Below are 21,218 nucleotides of genomic sequence, written 5' to 3'. Positions count from 1 at the left end.
AGCCTAAAAAATCCGCCGCAGAGCCTGCGGCGGCAAACCAAAGGTTTTTTGTCGAAGCAGAGCGGCTAAGACCCTATCAAAGCTACACCTGTTCCCGATTAAAAAACGTGAAGTTTAATTAATCGAGTTTAATCCTCGGCACCGCTGTAACCCTCGAAAAATATGATAAAAATCAGTTTCGACGACCACGTCGAACACAATAAAAACGGCATGCCGCTCACTGAAAAATCTGCCAACAAAACTCATGCGCCATTTCAACAATTGCGGTATTTCTGTGCACGCGTTAATTATTCCGGGGAAGTAACAACATGATCAAACAGTGGAGCCTGTTAACACTGGTGGAGTGCGCCAGCGTCAGCCAAACCGGTTTTAACCTGACCAGCAGCGAAAGCGCCAAGGTCGGGGCCATCAACAACACCACGTACTCGGTGGCTGCGACCTACTCGTTCCTGGCAGCCCATACGACGGTGCCGATGGCGACCACCACGAGACGGATGTGGAGGCCAAATACGTGCTGCAGAGCGGCCCGGCGAAAAACCTGTCGCTGCGTGTGCGTGACGCCATGGTTTCCTCGGATGCCGACCAGCGCGATGGCAAACTGAACGAGCTGCGGGTGATCGTCGACTACCCGTTCACCCTGCTGTAAGCAGCACAGGTGCGCCGGTATAATCTGCGCAGGCCGGCGCCATTCAAGGCCTCACTACAGCGCCGAAGTACTCGGTCGCTTGCTGCATTTCGAAATAGGCCTGCGCGGCATTAAGCGTGGGTGCAGGGCCATGCAGAAAGAGTGTGACATGCTGGCCCTCGGTCAAGAGCTTGGCAGCAGGATCAGTGAGTTTGAATTTGGCCCTGATCGGCACCGGCTTGTTGTCCGTCGTGAACTTAAGCCAGGTCACGACCAAGATAACGTGGCTCAACACACGGACCGTCGCCCCTGCATGGGTGACCAGCCGATCACATCCCAATAACGAGGTGTCCTTTTGGGTCGCGGTTAGTTGGGCGAAAGCGTCGAAGTAGCTCAATGGTTGGCCTGCGATCGTCAACGGGGTTTGATGACGGTCGCTCACCGACATTGAAGACCAGGCATCAACGACTTCAGCCAACGTGCCGAGGTGGATGACCGCCGGCGCGGCCGTTACCCGCACGATCAAAGCTTTCATGTCATCCACCGATGGCTTGGCATTCTTGCGCCGGGTAGCAAGTTTGCCCAAGTGGCTAGGAACGTGCGGCGCGGGTGACGAGGCCGGTCTTGGCGTTGATACGCCGGGCACCGCGGATGCATGCGACTTTTCTTTTTCGTTGTCACAACCCGGCTTGTGGGAATTGAGTGCTTTGAAAAAGTAGTTACCTATTGTCGAAATTGAAGCGACGACTTCGTTGAGGCAACAAGGGCAAAAATAAAAAAGATCTTTGTCACTATGGGCAAAGCTGGCCGATACATTCGCATCCATGTCCCAACACACTGCTGTCGTCATCAACTCGTTTGCCATTCGATGTCCTTACCATTGATAGCCGGATATTTAGGGCGAGAGATTACCTATCGATCTTCTCATCGACCACAAAAAAGGGCGCCGTGACCTTACCGCGCCCTGTGTTTAAACTGTGCGCCAACCTTCTTCCCAGCTTATTTCAGAGGCACCCATGGCCAACCACGACCTGTCCTACACCCCCGACCCGGATGCCGATTCGATCTCCTCCGACGTCATCGGCTTCAACGGCATCCTGGTTTCCACCCAGATCCCGACCCGCGCCGACGGCAGCCTGGAACTGGGCGACATCACCCTGCAAAGCGAATGCACCCTGCAAGCGCTGAAAGTCGCACTGGAGAAAGCCGGCAGCTCCATGGACCGCGTGATGCACCTGACCATCTACCTGACCGACATGGTTGACCGTGCTGCGTTCAACGAAGTCTACAAGCGCTATTTCGCCAAGCCATGGCCGGTTCGCGCAGCGGTAGGCGTGGCTGCATTGGCCGTGGAAGGCATGCGTGTGGAAGTCACCGCAATGGCGGCCCAGGCCTGAGTTCTCACTGGCAATACACCTCAAAATGTGGGAGCGGGCTTGCTCGCGAATGCGGTGGGGCAGTCACACATGAGCTGACTGAAACACCGCATTCGCGGGCAAGCCCGCTCCCACATTGGATCGGCGGCGCCTTAGCGCATTCGGCAATGCAGCCCTGCGGTAGATGCCGGTCGGGCATTTCACAGCTACAATGCGCGCCTCGACCGTGACAAGCCTGACTAAAAAAACTATGTCCTTGCCCAAGCATCACCTGGAATTGCTCAGCCCTGCCCGCGATGTCGCCATCGCACGCGAGGCTATCTTGCATGGCGCCGACGCCATCTACATCGGCGGCCCAAGCTTCGGCGCCCGCCACAATGCGTGTAATGAGGTGAGCGATATCGCTCAACTGGTCGAATTCGCCCGCCGTTACCACGCCCGCGTGTTCACCACCATCAACACCATCCTGCACGACAACGAGCTGGAGCCCGCGCGCAAGCTGATCCATCAGCTGTACGAGGCCGGTGTCGATGCGTTGATCGTGCAAGACCTGGGCGTGATGGAGCTGGATATTCCGCCCATCGAGCTGCACGCCAGCACCCAGACCGACATTCGCACCCTGGGCCGCGCCAAGTTTCTCGACCAGGCCGGTTTCTCGCAGTTGGTATTGGCCCGTGAGCTGAACCTGCAAGAGATCCGCGCCATCGCCGATGAAACCGATGCCGCCATCGAGTTCTTTATCCACGGTGCCCTGTGCGTGGCGTTCTCTGGGCAGTGCAATATTTCCCACGCGCAGAATGGCCGCAGCGCCAACCGTGGCGACTGTTCCCAGGCCTGCCGCCTGCCGTACACCTTGAAAGATGACCAGGGCCGCGTGGTGGCCTTTGAAAAACACCTGCTGTCGATGAAAGACAACAACCAGAGCGCCAACATCCGCGCGCTGGTCGAGGCCGGTGTGCGTTCGTTCAAGATCGAAGGCCGCTACAAGGACATGGGCTATGTGAAGAACATCACCGCCTATTACCGTCAGCGCCTCGACGACGTCCTTGAAGACCGCCCGGACCTGGCGCGCGCTTCCAGCGGCCGTACTGCGCACTTCTTCCTGCCCGACCCGGAAAAAACCTTCCACCGTGGCAGCACCGACTACTTCGTCACCGACCGCAAGGTCGACATCGGCGCGTTCGACACGCCAACCTTCACCGGCCTGCCGGTGGGTGTGGTGGAAAAAGCCGGCAAGCGCGACTTGCAGGTGGTCACCCATGAGCCGCTGTCCAACGGCGATGGCCTCAATGTGCTGATCAAGCGCGAAGTCGTGGGTTTCCGCGCCAACATCGCCGAACCCAAAGGCGAGTTCGAAGAAGACGGCCAGAAACGCTACCGCTACCGCGTCGAGCCAAACGAAATGCCGGCCGGCCTGCACCAGTTGCGCCCGAACCACCCGCTGAATCGCAACCTGGACCATAACTGGCAACACGCCCTGCTCAAGACCTCGGCCGAGCGCCGTATTGGCTTGGCATGGTTCGCACGCTTGCGTGAAGACCAGTTGGACGTGACCGCAACCAGCGAAGAAGGCATCAGCGCCAGCGTCACCCTGCCCGGCCCGTTTGGCGCGGCCAACAAGCCGGAACAGGCGCTGGACACCCTGCGCGACCTGCTTGGCCAACTCGGCACCACCGAGTACCACGCCACAAATATCGAGCTGGACGCGCCGCAGGCGTTTTTCATCCCCAACTCGCAGCTCAAGGCGTTGCGCCGTGAAGTGATCGAGGCGCTGACCGCCGCTCGCGTCGCGGCTCACCCGCGCGGTGGGCGCAAGGCCGAGACGTCACCGCCGCCGGTGTACCCGGAAGCGCACTTGTCGTTCCTGGCCAACGTCTACAACCAGAAAGCCCGTGACTTCTATTACCGTCACGGCGTAAAGCTGATCGACGCGGCCTTCGAAGCCCACGAAGAAACCGGCGAAGTGCCGGTGATGATCACCAAGCACTGCCTGCGGTTCTCGTTCAACCTGTGCCCTAAACAGGCCAAGGGTGTGACGGGTGTGAAGACCAAAGTGGCGCCAATGCAACTGATTCATGGCGATGAAGTGCTGACCTTGAAGTTCGACTGCAAACCGTGCGAGATGCACGTGGTGGGCAAGATCAAGGGGCACATCCTGGGCTTGCCGCTGCCGGGCAGCGGCGTGGGCCATTTCGACCCGGAAAACATCATCTTTCAGGGCACGCACTAACCTTTGGGGAGCGGGGCCACCACCAGCCCCGCTGCAACCCCGCTGCCGCCAGCAGAATCGCAACAACCCCCAGCCATTGCAGCCAACCCAGGCGATGCCCAAAGGCAATCCAGTCGACAAAAATCGCCGCAATCGGGTAGATAAACGACAGCGCACCGGTAATCGCGGTCGGCAGTTTCTGGATCGCCCCGTACAGCAACACATACATCAGGCCGGTGTGCACCACGCCCAACGTGACCAGCGCAGCCCAGGCATGGGACGCTGCAGGTAAGCTGTTCCAAGGCACTAACGGCGCCAGCAACAGTGCGCCAGTGATCACTTGAATCAACGCCATCAAGTGCGGCGGCACTTCCTTCAAGCGCTTGATGATCAGCGCCGCAATCGCATACAAAAACGCCGCGCCCAAGGCCAGGGCGATACCCACCCGATAATCCCCGCCACCGCTTTGCTGCTCGCCATGGGCGGTGACAATCGCCAACATGCCGAGGAATGCCACGCTCAACCACACGAGCTTCTGCACGGTGATCTTTTCACCCAGAAACAGCGCCGCCAGCATCACCAACATGAATGGCTGTACGTTGTACACCGCGGTACTGATAGCGATGGACGCACGTGAATAGGATTCGAACAACAGCAGCCAGTTACCAACGATGGCCACGCCGCTGAGTATCGCCAGACCGAGCTTGGCCCAGGTCAGCAGGTTCAGCCGCAGGTAACCCAACATCGCGCACACCAGCAACAACGTCAGCGCGCCGATCACGCAGCGCCAGAACACCACTTCGATCACCGATACGCCAGACACCAGCACAAACCAGCCGATGGTGCCCGAAATCAGCATGGCGGCGACCATTTCCCATGACCCGCGACGAGTAGATGTGTCCACGATGCAAGCTCCTCAAGTGAGGCACAATTATGGCAATCTGCTGGTTGGCGACGCCAGCGACTAAAATAGGCAAACAACCTCAATCACCTTTTCTTATTAGGCGCACAGCATGATTGACACTATCGACCAGCAACTGATCGCGGCCTTGATGGACGACTCGCGCCTGTCGCTCAAGGCCTTGGCGGGCATCACCGGGCTGTCTTCGCCCAGCGTCGGCGAGCGCCTGCGCCGCCTGGAAGAGCGCGGCGTGCTGACCCATTACACCGTCGACATCGACCCCAAACACTTCGGCTACCTGCTGCAAGCTATCGTGCGTATCCGCCCGTTGCCCGGCAAGTTGCAGGAGGTGGAGCGCCAGATCCAGGCCATCCCCGAGTTCACCGAATGCGACAAGGTCACCGGCGAGGACTGCTTTATTGCGCGCCTGCACGTGCGCACCATGGACCACCTCGACACGCTGCTCGACCGGCTCAACGCCTATGCCGAAACCAACACCGCCATCGTCAAGAAAACCCCACTCAAACGTCGCTTGCCGCCGCTGGCCGATTAGTGATTCTGTGTCACTAACGCAATGACCTGATCGCTATTCTGTCATCGCCGGCCAAACTTTATGCTGGGCTCCACTCATTGGAACCCACAGGTGTAAAGCGCATGTACGTTATTACTGGCATCACAGGCAAAGTCGGCGGCGCCCTGGCGCGTAACCTCCTTAACGCAGGGCTGCCCGTTCGCGCGGTGATTCGCGACGCCGGCAAGGCGGCTTATTGGGCGGACCAGGGTTGCGAAATCGCATTTGCCGCGATGGAAGATGCGCAAGCGCTGACTGAAGCGTTCAAGGGTGCAACCGGCGTATTCATCCTGCCGCCACCGGGCTTCGACCCACAGCCTGGGTTTCCTGAAGCGCGCGCGGTAATTGCAGCGGTCAGCCAGGCCCTCCAAGCCGCCGCACCGCAAAAAGTCTTGTGCCTGTCGACCATCGGCGCGCAGGCCACAGAACTCAACCTGCTGACCCAGCGCACGCTGATGGAGCAAGCGTTGCGCGCCCTGGACATCCCCGTGACCTTCCTGCGCCCAGGCTGGTTTATGGAAAACGCAGCGTACGATGTCACCACCGCGCGCGACACCGGCGTGATCCATAGCTTCCTGCAACCGCTCGACAAGCGCGTGCCGATGGTTGCCACCGCCGACATCGGCACACTCGCCGCGCAGTTGTTGCAGCAAGACTGGGCCGGCCAGCGCGTGGTCGAATTGGAAAGCCAGTGGGTCAGCCCGAACGACATCGCCCAGACCCTGACGCACGTGCTCGGCCGTGAGGTGCGTGCTGAAGTGGTTGAGCGCGATACCTGGGAACCGCTGCTGCGTGGCCAAGGCGCGCAACACCCATTGCCGCGCATGCGCATGGTCGATGGATTCAACGAAGGCTGGATCTGTTTTGAGCATGATCAAGTGCTCAAGGGAGCCACCTCGCTGGAAAGCGTGCTGCGCACCCTGGCCGGTTAACCCGCTTAATCCCCTCAGTTATGCGAACGCAGAGCTCAAAGCGACGAAGATTAAATGTGGGGGCGGGCTTGCTCGCGAATGCGGTGAGTCAGTCAACTCTTATGTAGCTGACCCACCGCTTTCGCGAGCAAGCCCGCTCCCACAGGGGCGCTGCGTTTAACTGAACAATTATGTGATTCTCTACAACCCGCAGGCGGCTCAGTCGTGCAACGCCTTCGCCGCCGCCAGCAACCCCCGGAACTTGCGATAGCGCGCCTCAAGCACCGGCTGTTGCTTCACATCAGGCCAATACCGCGCCTTGACCGGCATGCCCGCCTGCAACAACTCCGCGCCCTGCCCGATCGAAAGAAACCCCAACTTCGCCGCCCCGATGCAGGCGCTTAATTCACTGCCCTGCAAGGTGAAAATCTCGCGTTGCAGAATATTCGCCAACAGCTGCGCCCAATACTCGCTGCGCGCGCCGCCGCCCACCAAGGCGCATGCCCCCACGCTGGCGCCGGCTGACTGCACGGCGTGCAAGGCATCCAGCAAGCCAAAACCCACGCCTTCCATCACGGCATAACCGAGCATCGCCGGTGTGCAATCGTGGCCCAGGCTCATGAACCCGCCACGCAGCAACGGGTCGTTATGCGGCGTACGCTCACCGGCGAGGTAAGGCAAAAACAGCGGCGTGCCCACAGGCACTGGCTGTGTAATCGGCAATTGCGCCTGCACCTGATCCAGTAGCGTTTGTTCGTCCTGGGTGCCGGTTAGCCGCGTCACCCAGCGCAAGCAACTGGCGCCGGCCAGCATGGCGCCCATGGTGTACCAGCGATTGGGCAGCGCGTGGCAGAAGCTGTGCACGGCACTGGTTGGGTTGCCGACGGCGTGATCGGTGATCGCGACGATGGCCGCGCTGGTGCCCAGCGTAATGAAACCGTCACCCGCATTGATTGCGCCGATGCCGACGGCCGCCACCGGGTTGTCGCCGCCGCCCCCGGCAATCACCACCTCGGCAGACAGCCCCAGCCGTGCTGCAACACTCGGTGTCAAACCCGCACTCGCCGCGCCGCCCTCGACCAATCGGGGCATCTGTGCAGGCGCAAGGCCGGTGGCGCGCACCATCGGCGCAAACCATTCGCGCTGTGCCACATCCAGCCACAGCGTGCCGGCAGCATCCGACATCTCACTGATGCGCTTGCCACTCAGGCGCAAACGCAGGTAATCCTTGGGCGACAGCACGCAGTCAATTGCCTTGAACACCTCGGGTTCATGCTGTTGCAGCCACAGCAGTTTGGGTGCGGTCAGCCCGGCCATGGGCAAGCTGCCGGTAATCTCGGCAAAGCCAGGCCCGAGCTGTTGTGCTTGGGCAACGGCGCGGGAATCGTCCCAGAGGATCGCCGGGTACAACACGCGGTCGTCATCGCCGAGCAGCACCGCGCCGTGCATCTGCCCCGACAACCCGATACACGCCACATGACTAAACGCCGCATGGGCGCGCAACGCGTCGAGCGCCTGTAAGCAGGCCTGCCACCAGTCTTGCGGCGCCTGCTCGGACCAGCCGCTGTGGCGCCGCGAAACATTCAAGCGCACACCGGCGTGGGCGAGTACGGCGCCCTCGGCGTCCATCAGGATCGCCTTGAGTTCGGACGTGCCAAGATCAATACCAAGGGAAACAGGACTGCTCATACGTGGGTCATTCCGATCAAATACAGCCACATGAATTACGGTATTGCAGGCTCGGCGCCAGGCGCACACTCTGCACAGGCGCACCGGGCGAGGCCATGCGTTGCAGCAGCATCTGCACCGCTCGCGCGCCCAGCTCCTTCACGGGCTGGGCAATCAAGGTCAGGCGCGGCACGAAAAAATCCGCCCAATCAAAATCGTCAAAGCCCACCAGGGCGATCTGCCCCGGCACCTCAACCTGCGCGTCACGCAGGGCGTGCATGGCGCCCAGCGTCATCAGGTTATTGCCCGCCATGATCGCCGTCGGTGGCGCGGCCAGGGCCAGCAACTGCGCAGTGGCAGCACGCGCCGGCTGACTGTTGGAGTCGCCGTTGACCAGCAGCTGCGCGTCGAACGGCAAACCTGCCGCGAGCAAGGCGGCACGATAACCCGCCACGCGCTCATCGGTAGTACCCAGCCCCGCGCGCCCGGCGATAAAGCCGATACGGCGGTGCCCATGTTCAATCAGGTGCGCGACCAGGGCCTGGGTGGACTGGGTGTTCTCCACCCCGATCTGGTCAAACTGCTCACTCATCATGCGGTCCACCAGCACCGTCGGCATCTCATTGGCCTGCAGGTATTGCAGGGCTTTTGAGCCGGTGGACGGTGCCAGCAAAATCCCGTCAACGCGCCGATGATGCAGCGCTGTGACCACCCGCAGCTCCTGCTCCGGGTCGTCGTGGGGGTCGACAAACAGCATCATGTAACCGTGCTTGGCGCATTCGGTTTCAATCGCGTGCACGGTTTCGCTGAAGTAGTGGTTGGACAGCGCCGAGATCGCCACGCCAATCGTGCTGGTACTCGAGCGGGCCAGCGAGCGCGCCAGGGTATTGGGGATGTAGCCCAACTCCTGAATCGCGCGCTGCACCGCCTGCACCGTGGCCTCGCTGACCTTGCGAGTGCCGTTCAACACGTGGGACACGGTCGACGTCGACACCCCCGCCCTGCTTGCCACGTCATCCATGGTGACCACGACGCTTTCCCCTTCAATGGATCAATGTTTGCTCGACCAGCCGCTGTACGTACCGACGTTGTCACGGGTGATCAGTTTTGGCGTGAGCAGGGTAACCGCTTCGGCCGGGGCTTTGTCATTGAGAATGTCGTTGCCCACATTCACTGCCGTCTGCGCCATGGCCCACGGGTCCTGGCTGGCCGAGGCCTGGATTTGCGTATCGGTCTTCAGTGCGTGTTCGATGTCCGGTGCGCCGTCCACCGAGGTAATGAGGATGCCGCTGCGTTTGAGCTGCTTGGCCGCCAAATCACTGCCAATCGCTTGTGGATCATTGATTGCGAACAGGCCATCGATTTTCGGGAAACGCGTGAGATAGCCCTGCATCACATTCAGGCCGCCTTCGCGCGAGCCTTTGCCGTCCTGGTCATCGGACAGCACCTTGATGCCCGGTGCGGAGGCGAACGCGGCCTTGCAACCTTTGACGCGGTCGGTCACGGCGGTGACTTGCGGGCCATTCTGGATGATCACATTGCCCTTGCCCGCGAGCTTGTCCACCAGGAACTGGCAGGCCAGCTTACCGGCTTCGACGTTGTCGGTTTGCACCGTGGCATTCACACCTTTGGCGTCCACATCCACCGCCACCACGACGATGCCGGCATCCCGGGCTTTCTTGATCGCCGAGGCCATCGCCGATGGGTCGACGGCATTGAGCAGGATCAGGTCGACCTTGGACGAGATGAAGTTATCGATCTGCGAAAATTGCTTGCTCAGGTCATAGTCGGCCGACACCGACGTCACCTTGACGTTGGGGTTCAGCTCTTTGGCCCGCGCCGTGGCGCCGTCGGCCAGGGTCACGAAATACGGGTTGCCGAGCGAGCCCATGCTGATGCCGACGGCCTTGAGTTCGCGGGCTTGGACCACGTTGGACATCACGGCAGCCAAGGCAATAACGGGAAACAGGCGTTTGAAGTTCATGCGGGTCTCTCTTGTGATTGTTGTTGGAGTGAATCAGGTGCGTGCGCCGGATTGGCGATAACGATCCAGCGCCACCGCGCCGATGATCACGATGCCCTTGATGATGTACTGCCAGATATCCGAGACCCCCAGCAGCACCAGGCCATTGGTGAGTACCGCGATAATCAGCGCGCCGATCAGCGTGCCGCCGATGGTACCCACGCCGCCGGTAAAACTGGTGCCACCGAGGATCACCGCAGCAATCGCGTCCAGCTCATAGGACTGCCCCAGTTGCAGGCCGTTGGCAGCGAACAGGCGCGAGGCACTCATCACCGCACCCAGCCCGGCCAATGCCCCGGACATCGCGTAGACAAACAGCAGCACCTTCCACACCTTGATCCCCGACAGCCGCGCTGCTTCCGGGTTGCCGCCGACCGAATAGATCTGCACACCCATGACTGTGCGGCGCAGGATGAACCACGACAGCACCACCACGGCCACGGCAATGATCACCAGCCACGGCACGCCAAGTACCGAATCGTTGCCGATAAACGCAAACGGCAGGTCGGGGTTAAACACGGTTTTGTCATCCGCCAGCAACCGCGCCAGGCCACGCATGGCGGTGAGTGCGCCGAGGGTGACGATAAACGGCGGCAGACGCATGAAGGCGATCAAGCCGCCGTTGACCAAGCCCAGTAACAGACCGAAACCGACGCCGGCCGCAATCCCGAACATGCCAAATTGCGGCGACATCGAGGCCTGTAACGCGACGACGGCGGAGGCCGCCAGAATCGCGCCGACGGACAGGTCGATACCCGCAGTGAGAATCACAAAGGTCATGCCCGCCGCCAGCACCACATTCACCGAGGCCTGCTGAGTGATGATCGACAGATTCTGCACGGTAAGGAAGTTTTCGCTGGCCAGGGCAAACCCCACCAGCAGCAATATCAGCACCGGCAACATGCCGACGGTGCGCATCAGTTCGCGAATGCGCTCCGCCTTGCCGACGGGTGCGAGGGGCAGTGTGTTGTTGTTTGAATCAGCCATGGGCAGCCACCTGATCGCCACCGGTGGCGAGGTCAATAATGCGTTCTTGGGAAATAGCGTGGCCCGATGCCCCGCCGACTTCGGCCACCAACTGGCCTTCGCGCATGATCAGCACGCGGTCGCAGGTGCCGATGATTTCCGGCAGCTCGCTGGAGATCACCACGATGCCAACGCCCGCAAGCGCCAGTTGATTGATGATGCGGTAGATCTCGGACTTGGAGCCGATGTCCACGCCGCGCGTCGGTTCGTCGAGGATCAGCACATGGGGCTTGACCTCCAGCAGCCGCGCCAACAGCACTTTTTGCTGATTGCCGCCACTCAATGCGCCGACATTGACCTTGCCCGACGCCACGCGAATCGACAGTGACTTGATCGCATCATTCGCGCGTTGCAACCCGTGGCCGCGATCCAGCACGCCACCGGCATGCGCGTCCGGCACACAGGCGCACACGTTGATGTTGTCGGCCACGCTCATGTCGAGAAACAGCCCCTGGGCCTTGCGGTCTTCGGTGAGGTACACCACGCCGGCGCGAATCGCGTCCGCCGGGTTGCGCAGTTGGGTCACGGTCTTACCGACCACTTCAAGCGTGCCGCAGGTGCGCGGGTCGGCGGCGAAGATCAGCCGCGCCAACTCCGTGCGCCCTGCCCCGACCAGCCCGGCAATGCCCAATACCTCACCGGCATGCAGGTCGAAGCTGCAGTTGCGCACGCGCTTGCCATCGGCCATGTCACGCACACGCATCACCACGTTGCCGGGGTTGTAGGCGGCGTGTTCCTTCTTGTAGAAGCCGGACAGGTCGCGACCGACCATCATTTTCACCAGCACTTCGGCTGACAAGGCTTCGCGAGTCAATTCACCGATGTACTGGCCGTCGCGTAGCACCGAGACCCGGTCCGACAACTCGTAGATCTCGGCCATGCGGTGGCTGATATAGATGATCGCCAGGCCCTGGCTGCGCAGCTGCTTGATCAAGGCAAACAGGCGGTCGGTCTCACGGGACGAGAGTGGCGTGGTGGGCTCGTCCATCACCAGGATCCTGGCGTGGGCATGCAGCGCGCGGGCAATTTCCACCAACTGGCGCTCGGCAATCGACAGGCTGCTGACCGGCGTGGCGGGTTTGAACTCGGCGCCCAGGCGTTGCAGCACCTCAATGCAGCCTTCCTGCATGCCCTTGCGGTCGATGGTCCAGCCGCGCCGCAGTTCGCGGCCCAGGTAGATGTTCTCGGCCACGCTCAGGTTCGGGCACAGGCTCAGTTCCTGGTAGATCACAGCAATGCCGAGGGTTTTGGCGGTGGCGGGGTCGAAGGTGGCAACGGGCTGGCCGTCGATGCGGATTGTACCGCCGGGGTCGGCCTGGTAAGCGCCGGAAAGGATTTTCATCAGGGTCGATTTGCCGGCGCCGTTCTCCCCCATCAACGCGTGAATTTCACCGGGGTAGACCTTCAGGCCGACATTCTTGAGCACGCGCAAACCATTGAAGGTTTTGCTGATGCCCTGCATCTCAAGCAAGGGTTCAAGGCTCATGGATGAGCTCCTGGAATTATTATTTTTGTAGTCGAGTGCTGCCGACTCTAGTCCAGTTACATTTCCTTACGCAAGCGCTTGCGTGTGCCGTTTATCGTTTGATTAAACGTTTCATCAAGTGCTGGAGCGTAAAACACGTGTTTTTAGGACTCGCATGAAATGAAATTTACAAGACAGAGGAATAGAACCCTCGACCCGCACGTTCTGCCCACAGTCATTGTGGGAAAATCAGGACGCGTCATGGCCTCCAACGCATGTATGTAACGCCGAAAAACGTCGCACAAATCTGCAATGAACTGCTTGATGTGGGGTTGGCGATCAAGGCAAAAAGCCAGAATTGCCCGGTGAAAGGTCCGTTTATGTTTGGGCTAAGGTAGTCGGGCTGGCGCAGGGTAATTTGGCTGATCGCTGACCTGCATTTGTGTGGTAGCTGGTTTGCCTGCGATGGCCATGGGTATCTACACATCTTTTTTACGAATTGAATTCTGCGGGTGTCGTGGGGGGCGCGGGTACATATCCGTTGCTGCGGTATTGGCTGATATTGGTTCCGCCCTTACGGCGGGTCACTTTTGGAAAAGAGCCCCAAAAGTAACCAAAAGGGCTCTTGCCCCACCACTCGGCACCTCGCCTAGGCTCGGTGTGCCCTCTCTCCGGCATTACTCCGCGGGCCGCCGCGACGGGCCGTCCCTGCCCCGTCGCGGCTAAACCGGCGTCCTGCCGGTTTACCCGCTCCGTAATACCTGCGTTCGGCCAGCGTGGTTTAACGGGGCGCCTAAGATCAAGATCAAGATCAAAATCTACAGCACGGCGGCCTAGTAGCCGACCTGAGTGGTTAGATCAAAAGCAAACTCGAGGCGGCCTGGCAGCCGACCTGTTTACTGAAGCTGTTCTCGGTCTAATTGTGGGAGCTGGCTTGCCTGCGAAGGCATCGACTGTGTCTCACTGATTTACCGAGTTGTCTGCATCGCAGGCAAGCCAGCTCCCACAGAAAAGCAGCTCTGCTTCTGATCTGTTTTTGCTGTGCTGTTGCCCTGCTTTTGCTTCAACCACTCAGGTCGGCTACTAGGCCGCCGTGCTCTGCTTTTGATCTTGATTTTGATCTGACAGGCCCCGTTAACCACGATGGCCGAACGCAGGCTTGAATCCGTGGGTAACCCGGCAGGACGCCGGGTTAGCCGCGCTGGGCCAAGGATGGCCCATCGCGGCGGCCCACGGATTCAAGCCGGAGTGAGGGCATGCCGAGCCTTAGCGAGGCACCGAGTGGTGGGGCAAAGACCTTTTGGTTACTTTTGGGGCGTTTGCCAAAAGTGACTCGCTGTAAGAGCGAAACCATACGAAGCCGTTACCGCAGCAACGGATATGTACTCAATCTACCTAACCCCATCGCAGGCAAGCCAGCTCCCACAGAAAAGCGGAGCTGCACTACGGGTCCAGCACCCCGCCACTGTAGCTGTCGGACAACCGCGTGCCGGTAAACTTGGCCACCACCGAACCCTGCGCCACCAACCGCTCGCGGTGGCGGGTAACCATGCGGCCGGTCTGCGCGGCGTGCAAAATCACTTCTGACGTTGGGTCGCCGGGGCGGCCGATGATCCGGGCGAAACGCTGGCCTTCTTCGACCTGATCACCCAGGCCGGTTTCAAACACCAGCACTCCGGCGCAGGGCGCAAGGATGGTTTCCATGCAGCCCATGTCCACTACTTCGCCTTGCCATTCACTGATGGCCGCCACTTCATCAATCACGCCGTTGATGCACAGCCAGGCCCATAACCCATCGGCATCCTGCTGCGCCAGCGCATCACTGACATCCGCTTGGCCGCGCAATTCGATAGTCGCCGCCAAGCGCGGCGCGCCGTGGTTGATGAGGGTTTCTTCGAAGGAGCCGTCACCGCCGTCATCCCAGACGATCACCACGTCCACCTGCAACGCCGCCGCCAGCGCCAGGCCTTGCTCTGGCCAGAAGCTGCGGTGAATGTAGAGATAAGGCAGTGCCTCATCGTCGGTGTGCAGGTCCAGCACCAGTTCGGCGGCGGCGGCTAACTGCACCAGGCTTTTTTGCCACTGCGCCAGGTTGCTCGCCGGGCGCTCCATGGCCAGGGAATGATCGAAGGCACGGTTGAAGTTCTGCCCGGTGGCCTCGTGAAAACGCCCCAGCAACTTGCCCTGGCGAAATTGGCCGATACCGAAGGGGTTCGCCTGGGGCACGACGGTCACCGTGCCTTTGAGACGACCCTGATCCTGGCACGCCTGCAAGCGCGGCAGCAGCTGATGCAGCACCAGCATCCCGGCGATTTCATCGGCGTGCACGCCCGCTTGCAGGTGCACCGTAGGCCCGCTGCCGTCGCCTTCAAAGCGCCAGGCGCCGATGTGCAGCACGTTGCCGGAATCACCGGCCACCTGCCACGAAAGGTCTTTTGCCATGCCTTGCCCTCCTCACATTATTTTATCGCTAGAGATTGAACACACGTTCAACTAACCTTAGCGCTCTGGTCTTTCATCAAAGGCATTCCCGTGACCGTCGACCCTCCCAAACTGCGCCGTGCCGACCCCGATGAACGTCGGGACCTGCTGATTGCCGCCACCCTCACCAGCCTTTCCCGCGACGGGCATGCCGGCATTTCCGTGCGCAAGATCGCGGCGCAAGCCGGGGTTTCGGTGGGTTTGCTCAACCATCATTTCGGCAGCATCGATGCGCTGATCGCCGAGACCTACCACAAGCTGGCCAGTGAATTGACCCGCGCGCTGTGGGCTCAAGTCGAGTTGGCCGAAGGCGCCGCCGCACGCCTGGATGCGTTTCTCAGTGCATCCTTTTCGCCGCGCGTCATGGACCCCGACCTGCTCGGCGTGTGGGTGGTGTTCTGGAGCCTGATCCGCCACTCGCCCCACGTAAACCAGGCCCACGAAAACAGCTATCGCGCCTACCTGGCACTGATCCAGGCGCTGCTCGATGACTTGGCCCGCAGCGAAAACCTGGTGATCCACGACAGCCACCTGGCTGCCATCGGTCTATCGGCGATGCTTGACGGGCTCTGGCTCGAGGGGTGCCTCAACCCCGGCACTTTCAGCCCCGCCAACGGCTTGCACATCTGCCGCTGCTGGGTACAGGGGTTGCGTCACGGCGCATTCAGCGCCGACCACGTCCTGTGATTCAGGGTGACGCGCGCTGAGCATCGCCAAGGTGCCGCTGACTGCAATCAGCACCGCGCCGATGATCAACGACACATCCATCGACGTGCCCCAGATCAGGCTCGACAGCAGAAACGCCCAGATCAACCCGGTGTATTCGAACGGCGCGAGCAAGGTTGCGGTGGCCCGGCGGAAACTCGCAAACAGCAGGAACTGACCGATACCGCCGACCAGACCGGCGGCCAACATGCCCAGCCACGCGGGTGTCGGCGCCGGGGTGTGGGTCCAGGGCAAGGTCACGGCCATGCAGATCACGAACACCACATTGGTGATCAACATCTGCTCCAGCACCGAGGTGGTCGGGTCGACCTGGCGCAGTTGGATATAGGTGAATGCCCAACACAACGCAGCGGCCAACGTCAGGGCGATGGGCAGCGGGTCGACCATATTGCTCGGGCGACAGGCGATCACGACACCGACAAAGCCGATGATCAGCGCAACCCATTGGCCCCGGCTGGCGCGCTCCTTGAGGATCAGCGCCGCGAGCAGCGTGACCATGATCGGCGCAGAGAAATACAACGTGGTCATTTCCGCCAGGGTCAGGTCCTTGGCGGCGGTGTAATACAGCAACCACGCCAGCAACGACAGCAGCCCGCGAATGATCAGCAGCCTGCGGCTGACCGAGGTCCAGGCCCGGCGCAACAAGCCCATACGCCCGGCGATTACACACGCGCCGACCACCACCAGGCTGCGCCAGAACAGAATGCTGAACACCGAATAATCGGCCACCAGCCATTTGATCACGGCGTCCTGCAACGCCAGGAACGCGTAGGCCAGCGAGCACAGGGCAATCCCTTGCAACGAACGGTTCTGGTTCATCCCACCGACCTGCGCAGTGGCGTGCCGCGCCGTTCGGCGATGGCGTAGACGCCTTCGATAAGGAAGGTCAGGCACAGGTAGACACCAGCCACCAATAGCAAGGGTTGGTAGATTTGCAAGGTCTGCGCCCGCACCACGTTGGCTGCGCCCAGCAGGTCGACCACGGCAATTGTCGAGGCCAGTGCAGTGGACTTGAGCAACATCACCGTCTCCCCGGCCAGGGTCGGTAGCAGCAGCCGCATCGCCCGTGGCAAACGCACGCGCAGCAAGGCCTGGCGCGCGGTCATGCCAAAGGCAGACGCGGCCTCCATTTCGCCCTTGGGCACCGCCAGCAGGCCACCGCGAATCACTTCACCCACATAGGCGCCCACCGACAGCACCAGGGCAAATACGATGTACCAATAGCCGTCGCGCAAAAATGGCCACAGGAAGCTGCCACGCACCATCGGGAACTGAGCAAACAAACTGCCCAGCCCGTAGTAGAAAATGTAGATCTGGATCAACAGCGGCGTGCCGCGCAGCACACTGGTGTAGGCCAGTGCACCGCGCGCCAACCATTTGCGCCGCGACAAGCGGGCCAACGCCACCAGTACCGCCAGGGCAAAGCCCAGCACTGCTGAGATCGCCAGCAGCGTCAAGGTGGTCTGCAGCCCCTTGGCGATCAGCCCCGCGTAATAGCTTATCCACTCAGGCATGGGCCGCTCACTCGACAACCGGCATCCAGCGACGAATACGTCGCTCCAGGCGCCCGGACAGGTAGTTGGAAGCCAGCGTCACCAGGTAATACAAGGCGGCGGCCGTGAGGTAGAACAGCAAATAGTGACGCGTGGAACCCGCCGCCTGCTTGGCGGTGTACAGCAGTTCGTTGGTGCCGACCACGCTGATCAAGGCGCTGTCCTTGATCAGGTTGATCCACAGGTTGGACATACCGGCCAAGGCGTAGGGCGCCATGATCGGCAAGGTCACCCGGCGAAACAGGCCAAACCCGCTCAAGCCAAACGCACGCGCCGCTTCGATCTGGCCGTGGGGAATCGCCAGGATTGCCGCACGGAAAATCTCCGAGGCGTACGCGCCTTGAACCAAGCCCAATACCAGGATAGCCACCAACGGGCCGCTGATATTCACCTGCTCGAACCCCAGCCACAGCATCAGCGCATTGAGGCCCATGGAGCCTGCGTAGTACAGCAGCAGGATCAGCAGCAGTTCCGGTACTGCGCGAAACACCGTGGTGTAGCCGCGCATGAGGAGTGCAATCGGGCGCGGTGCGCTGAGCTTGGCGCAGGCCACCACCAAGCCGATCAACAACCCTACGGCAAACGAGCCTGCAGAAATTTGCAGGGTCATCCATAACCCTTTAAGCAGCGCGTTGCCCCATCCTTGTTCACCAAAGCTGAGGAGATCGAGCATTATTCGGTCTTCTGGGCGATTTGCTGGTACGGGCTGTCGCAGGTCTTGCTCACATACGCCGGGGTGTCGCTACGCTTGCACGGGCTGACTGACACACCGAAGTAATGCTGGGACAGGTCATCAAAGTCCTTGCTCACCAGCAGCTCGCCGATGGCCTTGTCCAGACGCGCCTTGAGCGCGGTGTCTTCCTTGCGCAGACCGGCGCCGACACCACGGCCGATGATCGGGTCGTAGGGCACGCTGGCGATATGCGCCAGGCCGCTGGCTTCCGGGGTTTTGACCATCATGGCGATGGCGGTGTCGTCGGCCATCATGTAGTCGATACGCCCGGCTATCAGGTCGGCGTTGGCCGACTCCTGGGTGTCGTAGTACTTAAGGTCGGCGATGTTTTCGTAATATTTTTTCAGGTAATTGGCGCTGACCGTGGAGATCTGCACACCGATCAACTTGCCCTTGAGACCTTCAGGGGTGATGTCCACGGTCGCGCCCTTGGGGCCCGCCACACCGAGCAGCGAATCGTAATAGGCGCGACTGAAAGCGATCTGCTTTTCGCGCTCATCGGTGACCGACATCGAGGAGAAAATCACGTCGACCTTCTTTGCCAGCAACGACGGGATGATGCCGTCCCATGCCACTTCCTTGATCTGACACTCGGCTTTCATGCCTTCACACAGCTTGTGGATCAGGTCGACTTCAAAGCCGGACCACTGGCCGTTGCCGCCCTTTACGGTAAACGGTGGGTAGGGTTCCGCCGCCACCGCGAACACGATGGGTTTTTCTGCCGCCTGGGTAAACCCTGCGGCCAACATCAACACTGCACTGCTCAACCACGTTGCCATGCGTCTGGATTTCATGATTTGCCCCGTCTTTTTTGGTGTTAGCGAGTTTGATGCGCGTTGACGAATTGTCGGCAACGCTCACTGCGTGGGTCGATAAACACCGAGTCCGGCGTGCCGGTTTCCTCGATCATGCCTTGGTGCAGAAAAGCCACTTTGGAGGACACATCCCGGGCGAAGGCCATTTCATGGGTGACCAGGATCATGGTGCGGCCTTCTTCGGCCAGCGAGCGGATAACGCGCAGCACTTCGCCCACCAGTTCCGGGTCGAGGGCTGAGGTGGGTTCGTCGAACAGCATGACTTTGGGGCGCATGGCCAACGCGCGGGCAATGGCCACCCGTTGCTGCTGGCCGCCGGAAAGAAACGCCGGGTATTCGTTGCGTTTGGCGGCCAGGCCCACGCGGTCGAGCAAGGCTTCGGCACGCTCAATGGCCTCGGAACGGCTTTCACCCAGTACCTGGGTGGGCGCTTCGATCAGGTTTTCCAGCACGGTGCGGTGCGGCCACAGGTTGAAGTTCTGGAACACCATGCCCAGGGTCGAGCGGATGCGCACCAGTTGCTTGGCGTCGGCCACCAGTGGCGCACCGGGGGTGCCGTAATTCAACTTGATGCTTTCGCCATCGACGAGGATGCTGCCCTGGTCGGGCACTTCGAGCATGTTGATGCAGCGCAGCAAGGTGCTTTTACCCGAGCCGCTGGCGCCGATCAGCGAGATAACCTCGCCTTCGTGGGCGGTCAGCGAAATGCCCTTGAGCACTTCGATATTGCCAAAGCGCTTATGCAGGTCGATGACTTCAATCATCTTCTTGGCTTGGGCCGGTTGCACCACCTCGATCTTCGGCGCGGCCGCGATACGCGGCTCACCCGACAGCTTGGCGACGAACGCGACGATGCGTTGGCAGGCCGCGGCCAGGCGTTCTTCACCGAGGGTGAAGGACAAGCGCACGAAACCTTGCGCCGGCTCACCAAAGGCGGCCGCGTCGAGCACCGACACGCCCGCTTCGCGGAACAACCGCCAGGCGAAATCCAATGAGCCCAGGCCGGTGCCGCGCACGTCCACCAGCACAAACATGCCCGCTTGCGGCGCCTGCACCTTGATCCCCGGGCACGCGCTGAGGCCGGCGACGACCAGGTCACGGCGGCGCCGGTAGATTTCGCGCATGCCCACCGTCACCTCCTCATGGGCCAGAACCGCCGCGGTGGCAGCTTCCATCACGAAACCGGGCAAGCCATACAGCATGCTCAGCACCAGGGTTTCTGCATGAACGACCATCTGCGGCGCGGCAATGATCCAGCCGATCCGCCAGCCGGTCATGGCGTGGGATTTGGACAAACTGCCGATCACAATGCAGCGCTCAGCCATGCCCGGCAACGCGGCCAGGCTGTGGTAGTGGCCGTCAAATACCAGGCTTTCGTAGACCTCATCCACCACCACCCACAGGTCATGGGCGATGGCCAGCTCGGCAATCGCTTGCAGCTCTTGCGGGTTGAGGACTACGCCGGTGGGGTTGTTCGGGTTGGAGAAGAAAATCGCCCGGGTGCGCGGGGTAATCGCCGCGGCGAGCCGTTGCGCATCCAGGCGAAACCCTGACTCCGGCGAACATGGCACGCGCGTAAGCGTCGCGCCGCTGGCCTTGAGCGTGGCTTCGTAGGTGACGTACATCGGGTCGAGCACCAGCACTTCATCACCGGCTTGCAGCAGGCACAGGGAGCTGATGAACAAGGCGTTCTGCGCACCCGCCACGATGATCACGTTGTCGGCGCTCAATGGGCGCGACAGGGTTTTGCTGTAGCGCGCAGCAACCGCATCGCGCAATGTCGGGCGACCGGGGATCTCGGTGTAGTGGGTGTCACCGCCGCGCAACGCACTCACGGCGGCATCGGTGATAAAGGACGGCGTGGCGAAATCGGGGTCGCCGACGCTGAGGATGATGATGTCTTCGCCTTGGCTGGCAGCCTGGAACGCCGCGTGGTGGATGTCCCAGGCGGCTACGCCCTGCCCTGCAATTCGTTCAACGAAGGGGGAAAACCGCATGCCAGGGCCTCTCGTTCAAGAAGAAAAAGCGCGAACCCGTTTGCGTGCAAATGGGTGGATGCGGTCAACATAGTGCAAACTGAACACTCGTTCAATGGATAGGTTTGGGTGGGTGTCGTTTATCGGTTAAAGAGGTCG

At 60.9% G+C, this 21,218-nt stretch carries 17 protein-coding genes and 2 pseudogenes; 6 read left to right on the top strand and 13 right to left on the bottom strand.

Annotation, left to right across the window (positions count from 1 at the left end; genetic code table 11):
* Positions 1-454: 454 nt before the first annotated feature.
* Positions 455-646, top strand: a pseudogene (locus ACA065_RS14830) (OprD family outer membrane porin); the annotation flags it as partial.
* Positions 647-689: 43 nt separating this feature from the next.
* Here ACA065_RS14830 and ACA065_RS14825 read toward each other — a convergent pair.
* The gene (locus ACA065_RS14825) at positions 690-1,490 is read right to left on the bottom strand and encodes a hypothetical protein (protein WP_497695169.1); all 801 of its coding nucleotides are present in this window, start codon (positions 1,488-1,490) and stop codon (positions 690-692) included.
* A 151-nt stretch (positions 1,491-1,641) separates the two neighbouring features.
* Between ACA065_RS14825 and ACA065_RS14820 the strand changes: the two genes are divergently transcribed.
* Positions 1,642-2,022 (top strand): RidA family protein, encoded by a 381-nt coding sequence (locus ACA065_RS14820; protein ID WP_497695168.1) that lies wholly within the window; start codon positions 1,642-1,644, stop codon positions 2,020-2,022.
* 229 nt (positions 2,023-2,251) lie between these two features.
* Positions 2,252-4,231 carry a peptidase U32 family protein gene (locus tag ACA065_RS14815; protein ID WP_497695167.1) on the top strand — a complete coding sequence of 660 codons (1,980 nt, stop codon included), beginning with the start codon at positions 2,252-2,254 and terminating at the stop codon, positions 4,229-4,231.
* On the opposite strand, the gene ACA065_RS14810 is transcribed toward ACA065_RS14815, so the two are convergent.
* On the bottom strand, positions 4,209-5,114 hold the full coding sequence (locus ACA065_RS14810) for a DMT family transporter (RefSeq protein ID WP_497695166.1): 906 nt from the start codon (positions 5,112-5,114) through the stop codon (positions 4,209-4,211). The two genes, ACA065_RS14815 and ACA065_RS14810, sit on opposite strands and share 23 nt — an antisense overlap.
* 109 nt (positions 5,115-5,223) lie before the next feature.
* Between ACA065_RS14810 and ACA065_RS14805 the strand changes: the two genes are divergently transcribed.
* Positions 5,224-5,664, top strand: coding sequence for an Lrp/AsnC family transcriptional regulator (locus tag ACA065_RS14805; RefSeq protein WP_497695165.1), 441 nt, complete (start codon positions 5,224-5,226; stop codon positions 5,662-5,664).
* Between the two features lie 101 nt (positions 5,665-5,765).
* Positions 5,766-6,614, top strand: a complete 849-nt coding sequence (locus ACA065_RS14800; protein ID WP_497695164.1) for an NmrA family NAD(P)-binding protein — start codon at positions 5,766-5,768, stop codon at positions 6,612-6,614.
* Positions 6,615-6,812: 198 nt separating this feature from the next.
* Here the strand turns inward: ACA065_RS14800 and xylB are convergent, their stop codons facing one another.
* The 6 genes from xylB to ACA065_RS14770 form a co-directional block, all read right to left on the bottom strand.
* A complete protein-coding gene (xylB, locus tag ACA065_RS14795; protein ID WP_497695163.1) occupies positions 6,813-8,282 on the bottom strand; it encodes a xylulokinase in 1,470 nt (489 codons plus the stop codon).
* 16 nt (positions 8,283-8,298) lie between these two features.
* Complete coding sequence (locus ACA065_RS14790) at positions 8,299-9,291, bottom strand: LacI family DNA-binding transcriptional regulator (protein ID WP_497695162.1); 993 nt, start codon at positions 9,289-9,291, stop codon at positions 8,299-8,301.
* A 21-nt stretch (positions 9,292-9,312) separates the two neighbouring features.
* Positions 9,313-10,245, bottom strand: a complete 933-nt coding sequence (locus ACA065_RS14785) for an ABC transporter substrate-binding protein (RefSeq protein ID WP_497695161.1) — start codon at positions 10,243-10,245, stop codon at positions 9,313-9,315.
* A gap of 33 nt (positions 10,246-10,278) precedes the next feature.
* Positions 10,279-11,271: an ABC transporter permease subunit gene (locus ACA065_RS14780; protein WP_497695160.1), complete on the bottom strand. Its 993-nt coding sequence runs from the start codon at positions 11,269-11,271 to the stop codon at positions 10,279-10,281.
* The gene (locus ACA065_RS14775; RefSeq protein WP_497695159.1) at positions 11,264-12,796 is read right to left on the bottom strand and encodes a sugar ABC transporter ATP-binding protein; all 1,533 of its coding nucleotides are present in this window, start codon (positions 12,794-12,796) and stop codon (positions 11,264-11,266) included. The genes ACA065_RS14780 and ACA065_RS14775 overlap by 8 nt, the downstream gene beginning before the upstream one ends.
* Positions 12,797-14,218: 1,422 nt before the next feature.
* Positions 14,219-15,217 carry a M14 family metallopeptidase gene (locus tag ACA065_RS14770; RefSeq protein WP_497695158.1) on the bottom strand — a complete coding sequence of 333 codons (999 nt, stop codon included), beginning with the start codon at positions 15,215-15,217 and terminating at the stop codon, positions 14,219-14,221.
* A gap of 90 nt (positions 15,218-15,307) precedes the next feature.
* Here ACA065_RS14770 and ACA065_RS14765 point away from each other — a divergent pair.
* A pseudogene (locus tag ACA065_RS14765) lies at positions 15,308-15,847 on the top strand (TetR/AcrR family transcriptional regulator); the annotation flags it as partial.
* On the opposite strand, the gene ACA065_RS14760 reads toward ACA065_RS14765, so the two are convergent.
* The 5 genes from ACA065_RS14760 to ACA065_RS14740 are packed head-to-tail and all read right to left on the bottom strand — an operon-like array spanning position 15,803 to position 21,080.
* Entirely contained in the window at positions 15,803-16,801 is a 999-nt protein-coding gene (locus ACA065_RS14760) for a DMT family transporter (protein ID WP_497695157.1), read from the bottom strand. The pseudogene ACA065_RS14765 and the gene ACA065_RS14760 sit on opposite strands and share 45 nt — an antisense overlap.
* Positions 16,798-17,496 (bottom strand): ABC transporter permease, encoded by a 699-nt coding sequence (locus tag ACA065_RS14755; RefSeq protein ID WP_497695156.1) that lies wholly within the window; start codon positions 17,494-17,496, stop codon positions 16,798-16,800. The genes ACA065_RS14760 and ACA065_RS14755 overlap by 4 nt, the downstream gene beginning before the upstream one ends.
* A 7-nt stretch (positions 17,497-17,503) precedes the next feature.
* The gene (locus ACA065_RS14750; RefSeq protein ID WP_497695155.1) at positions 17,504-18,208 is read right to left on the bottom strand and encodes an ABC transporter permease; all 705 of its coding nucleotides are present in this window, start codon (positions 18,206-18,208) and stop codon (positions 17,504-17,506) included.
* Positions 18,208-19,062, bottom strand: coding sequence for a transporter substrate-binding domain-containing protein (locus ACA065_RS14745; protein WP_497695154.1), 855 nt, complete (start codon positions 19,060-19,062; stop codon positions 18,208-18,210). Before ACA065_RS14745 ends, ACA065_RS14750 begins: the two co-directional genes overlap by 1 nt.
* A 23-nt stretch (positions 19,063-19,085) precedes the next feature.
* Entirely contained in the window at positions 19,086-21,080 is a 1,995-nt protein-coding gene (locus ACA065_RS14740; protein WP_497695153.1) for an aminotransferase class I/II-fold pyridoxal phosphate-dependent enzyme, read from the bottom strand.
* Positions 21,081-21,218 lie beyond the last annotated feature (138 nt).

The sequence above is a fragment of the Pseudomonas sp. LBUM1640 genome (assembly GCF_059716225.1).
Note: the sequence above shows the minus strand (reverse complement) of the source record. Positions and strands in the feature narration are given on the sequence as shown.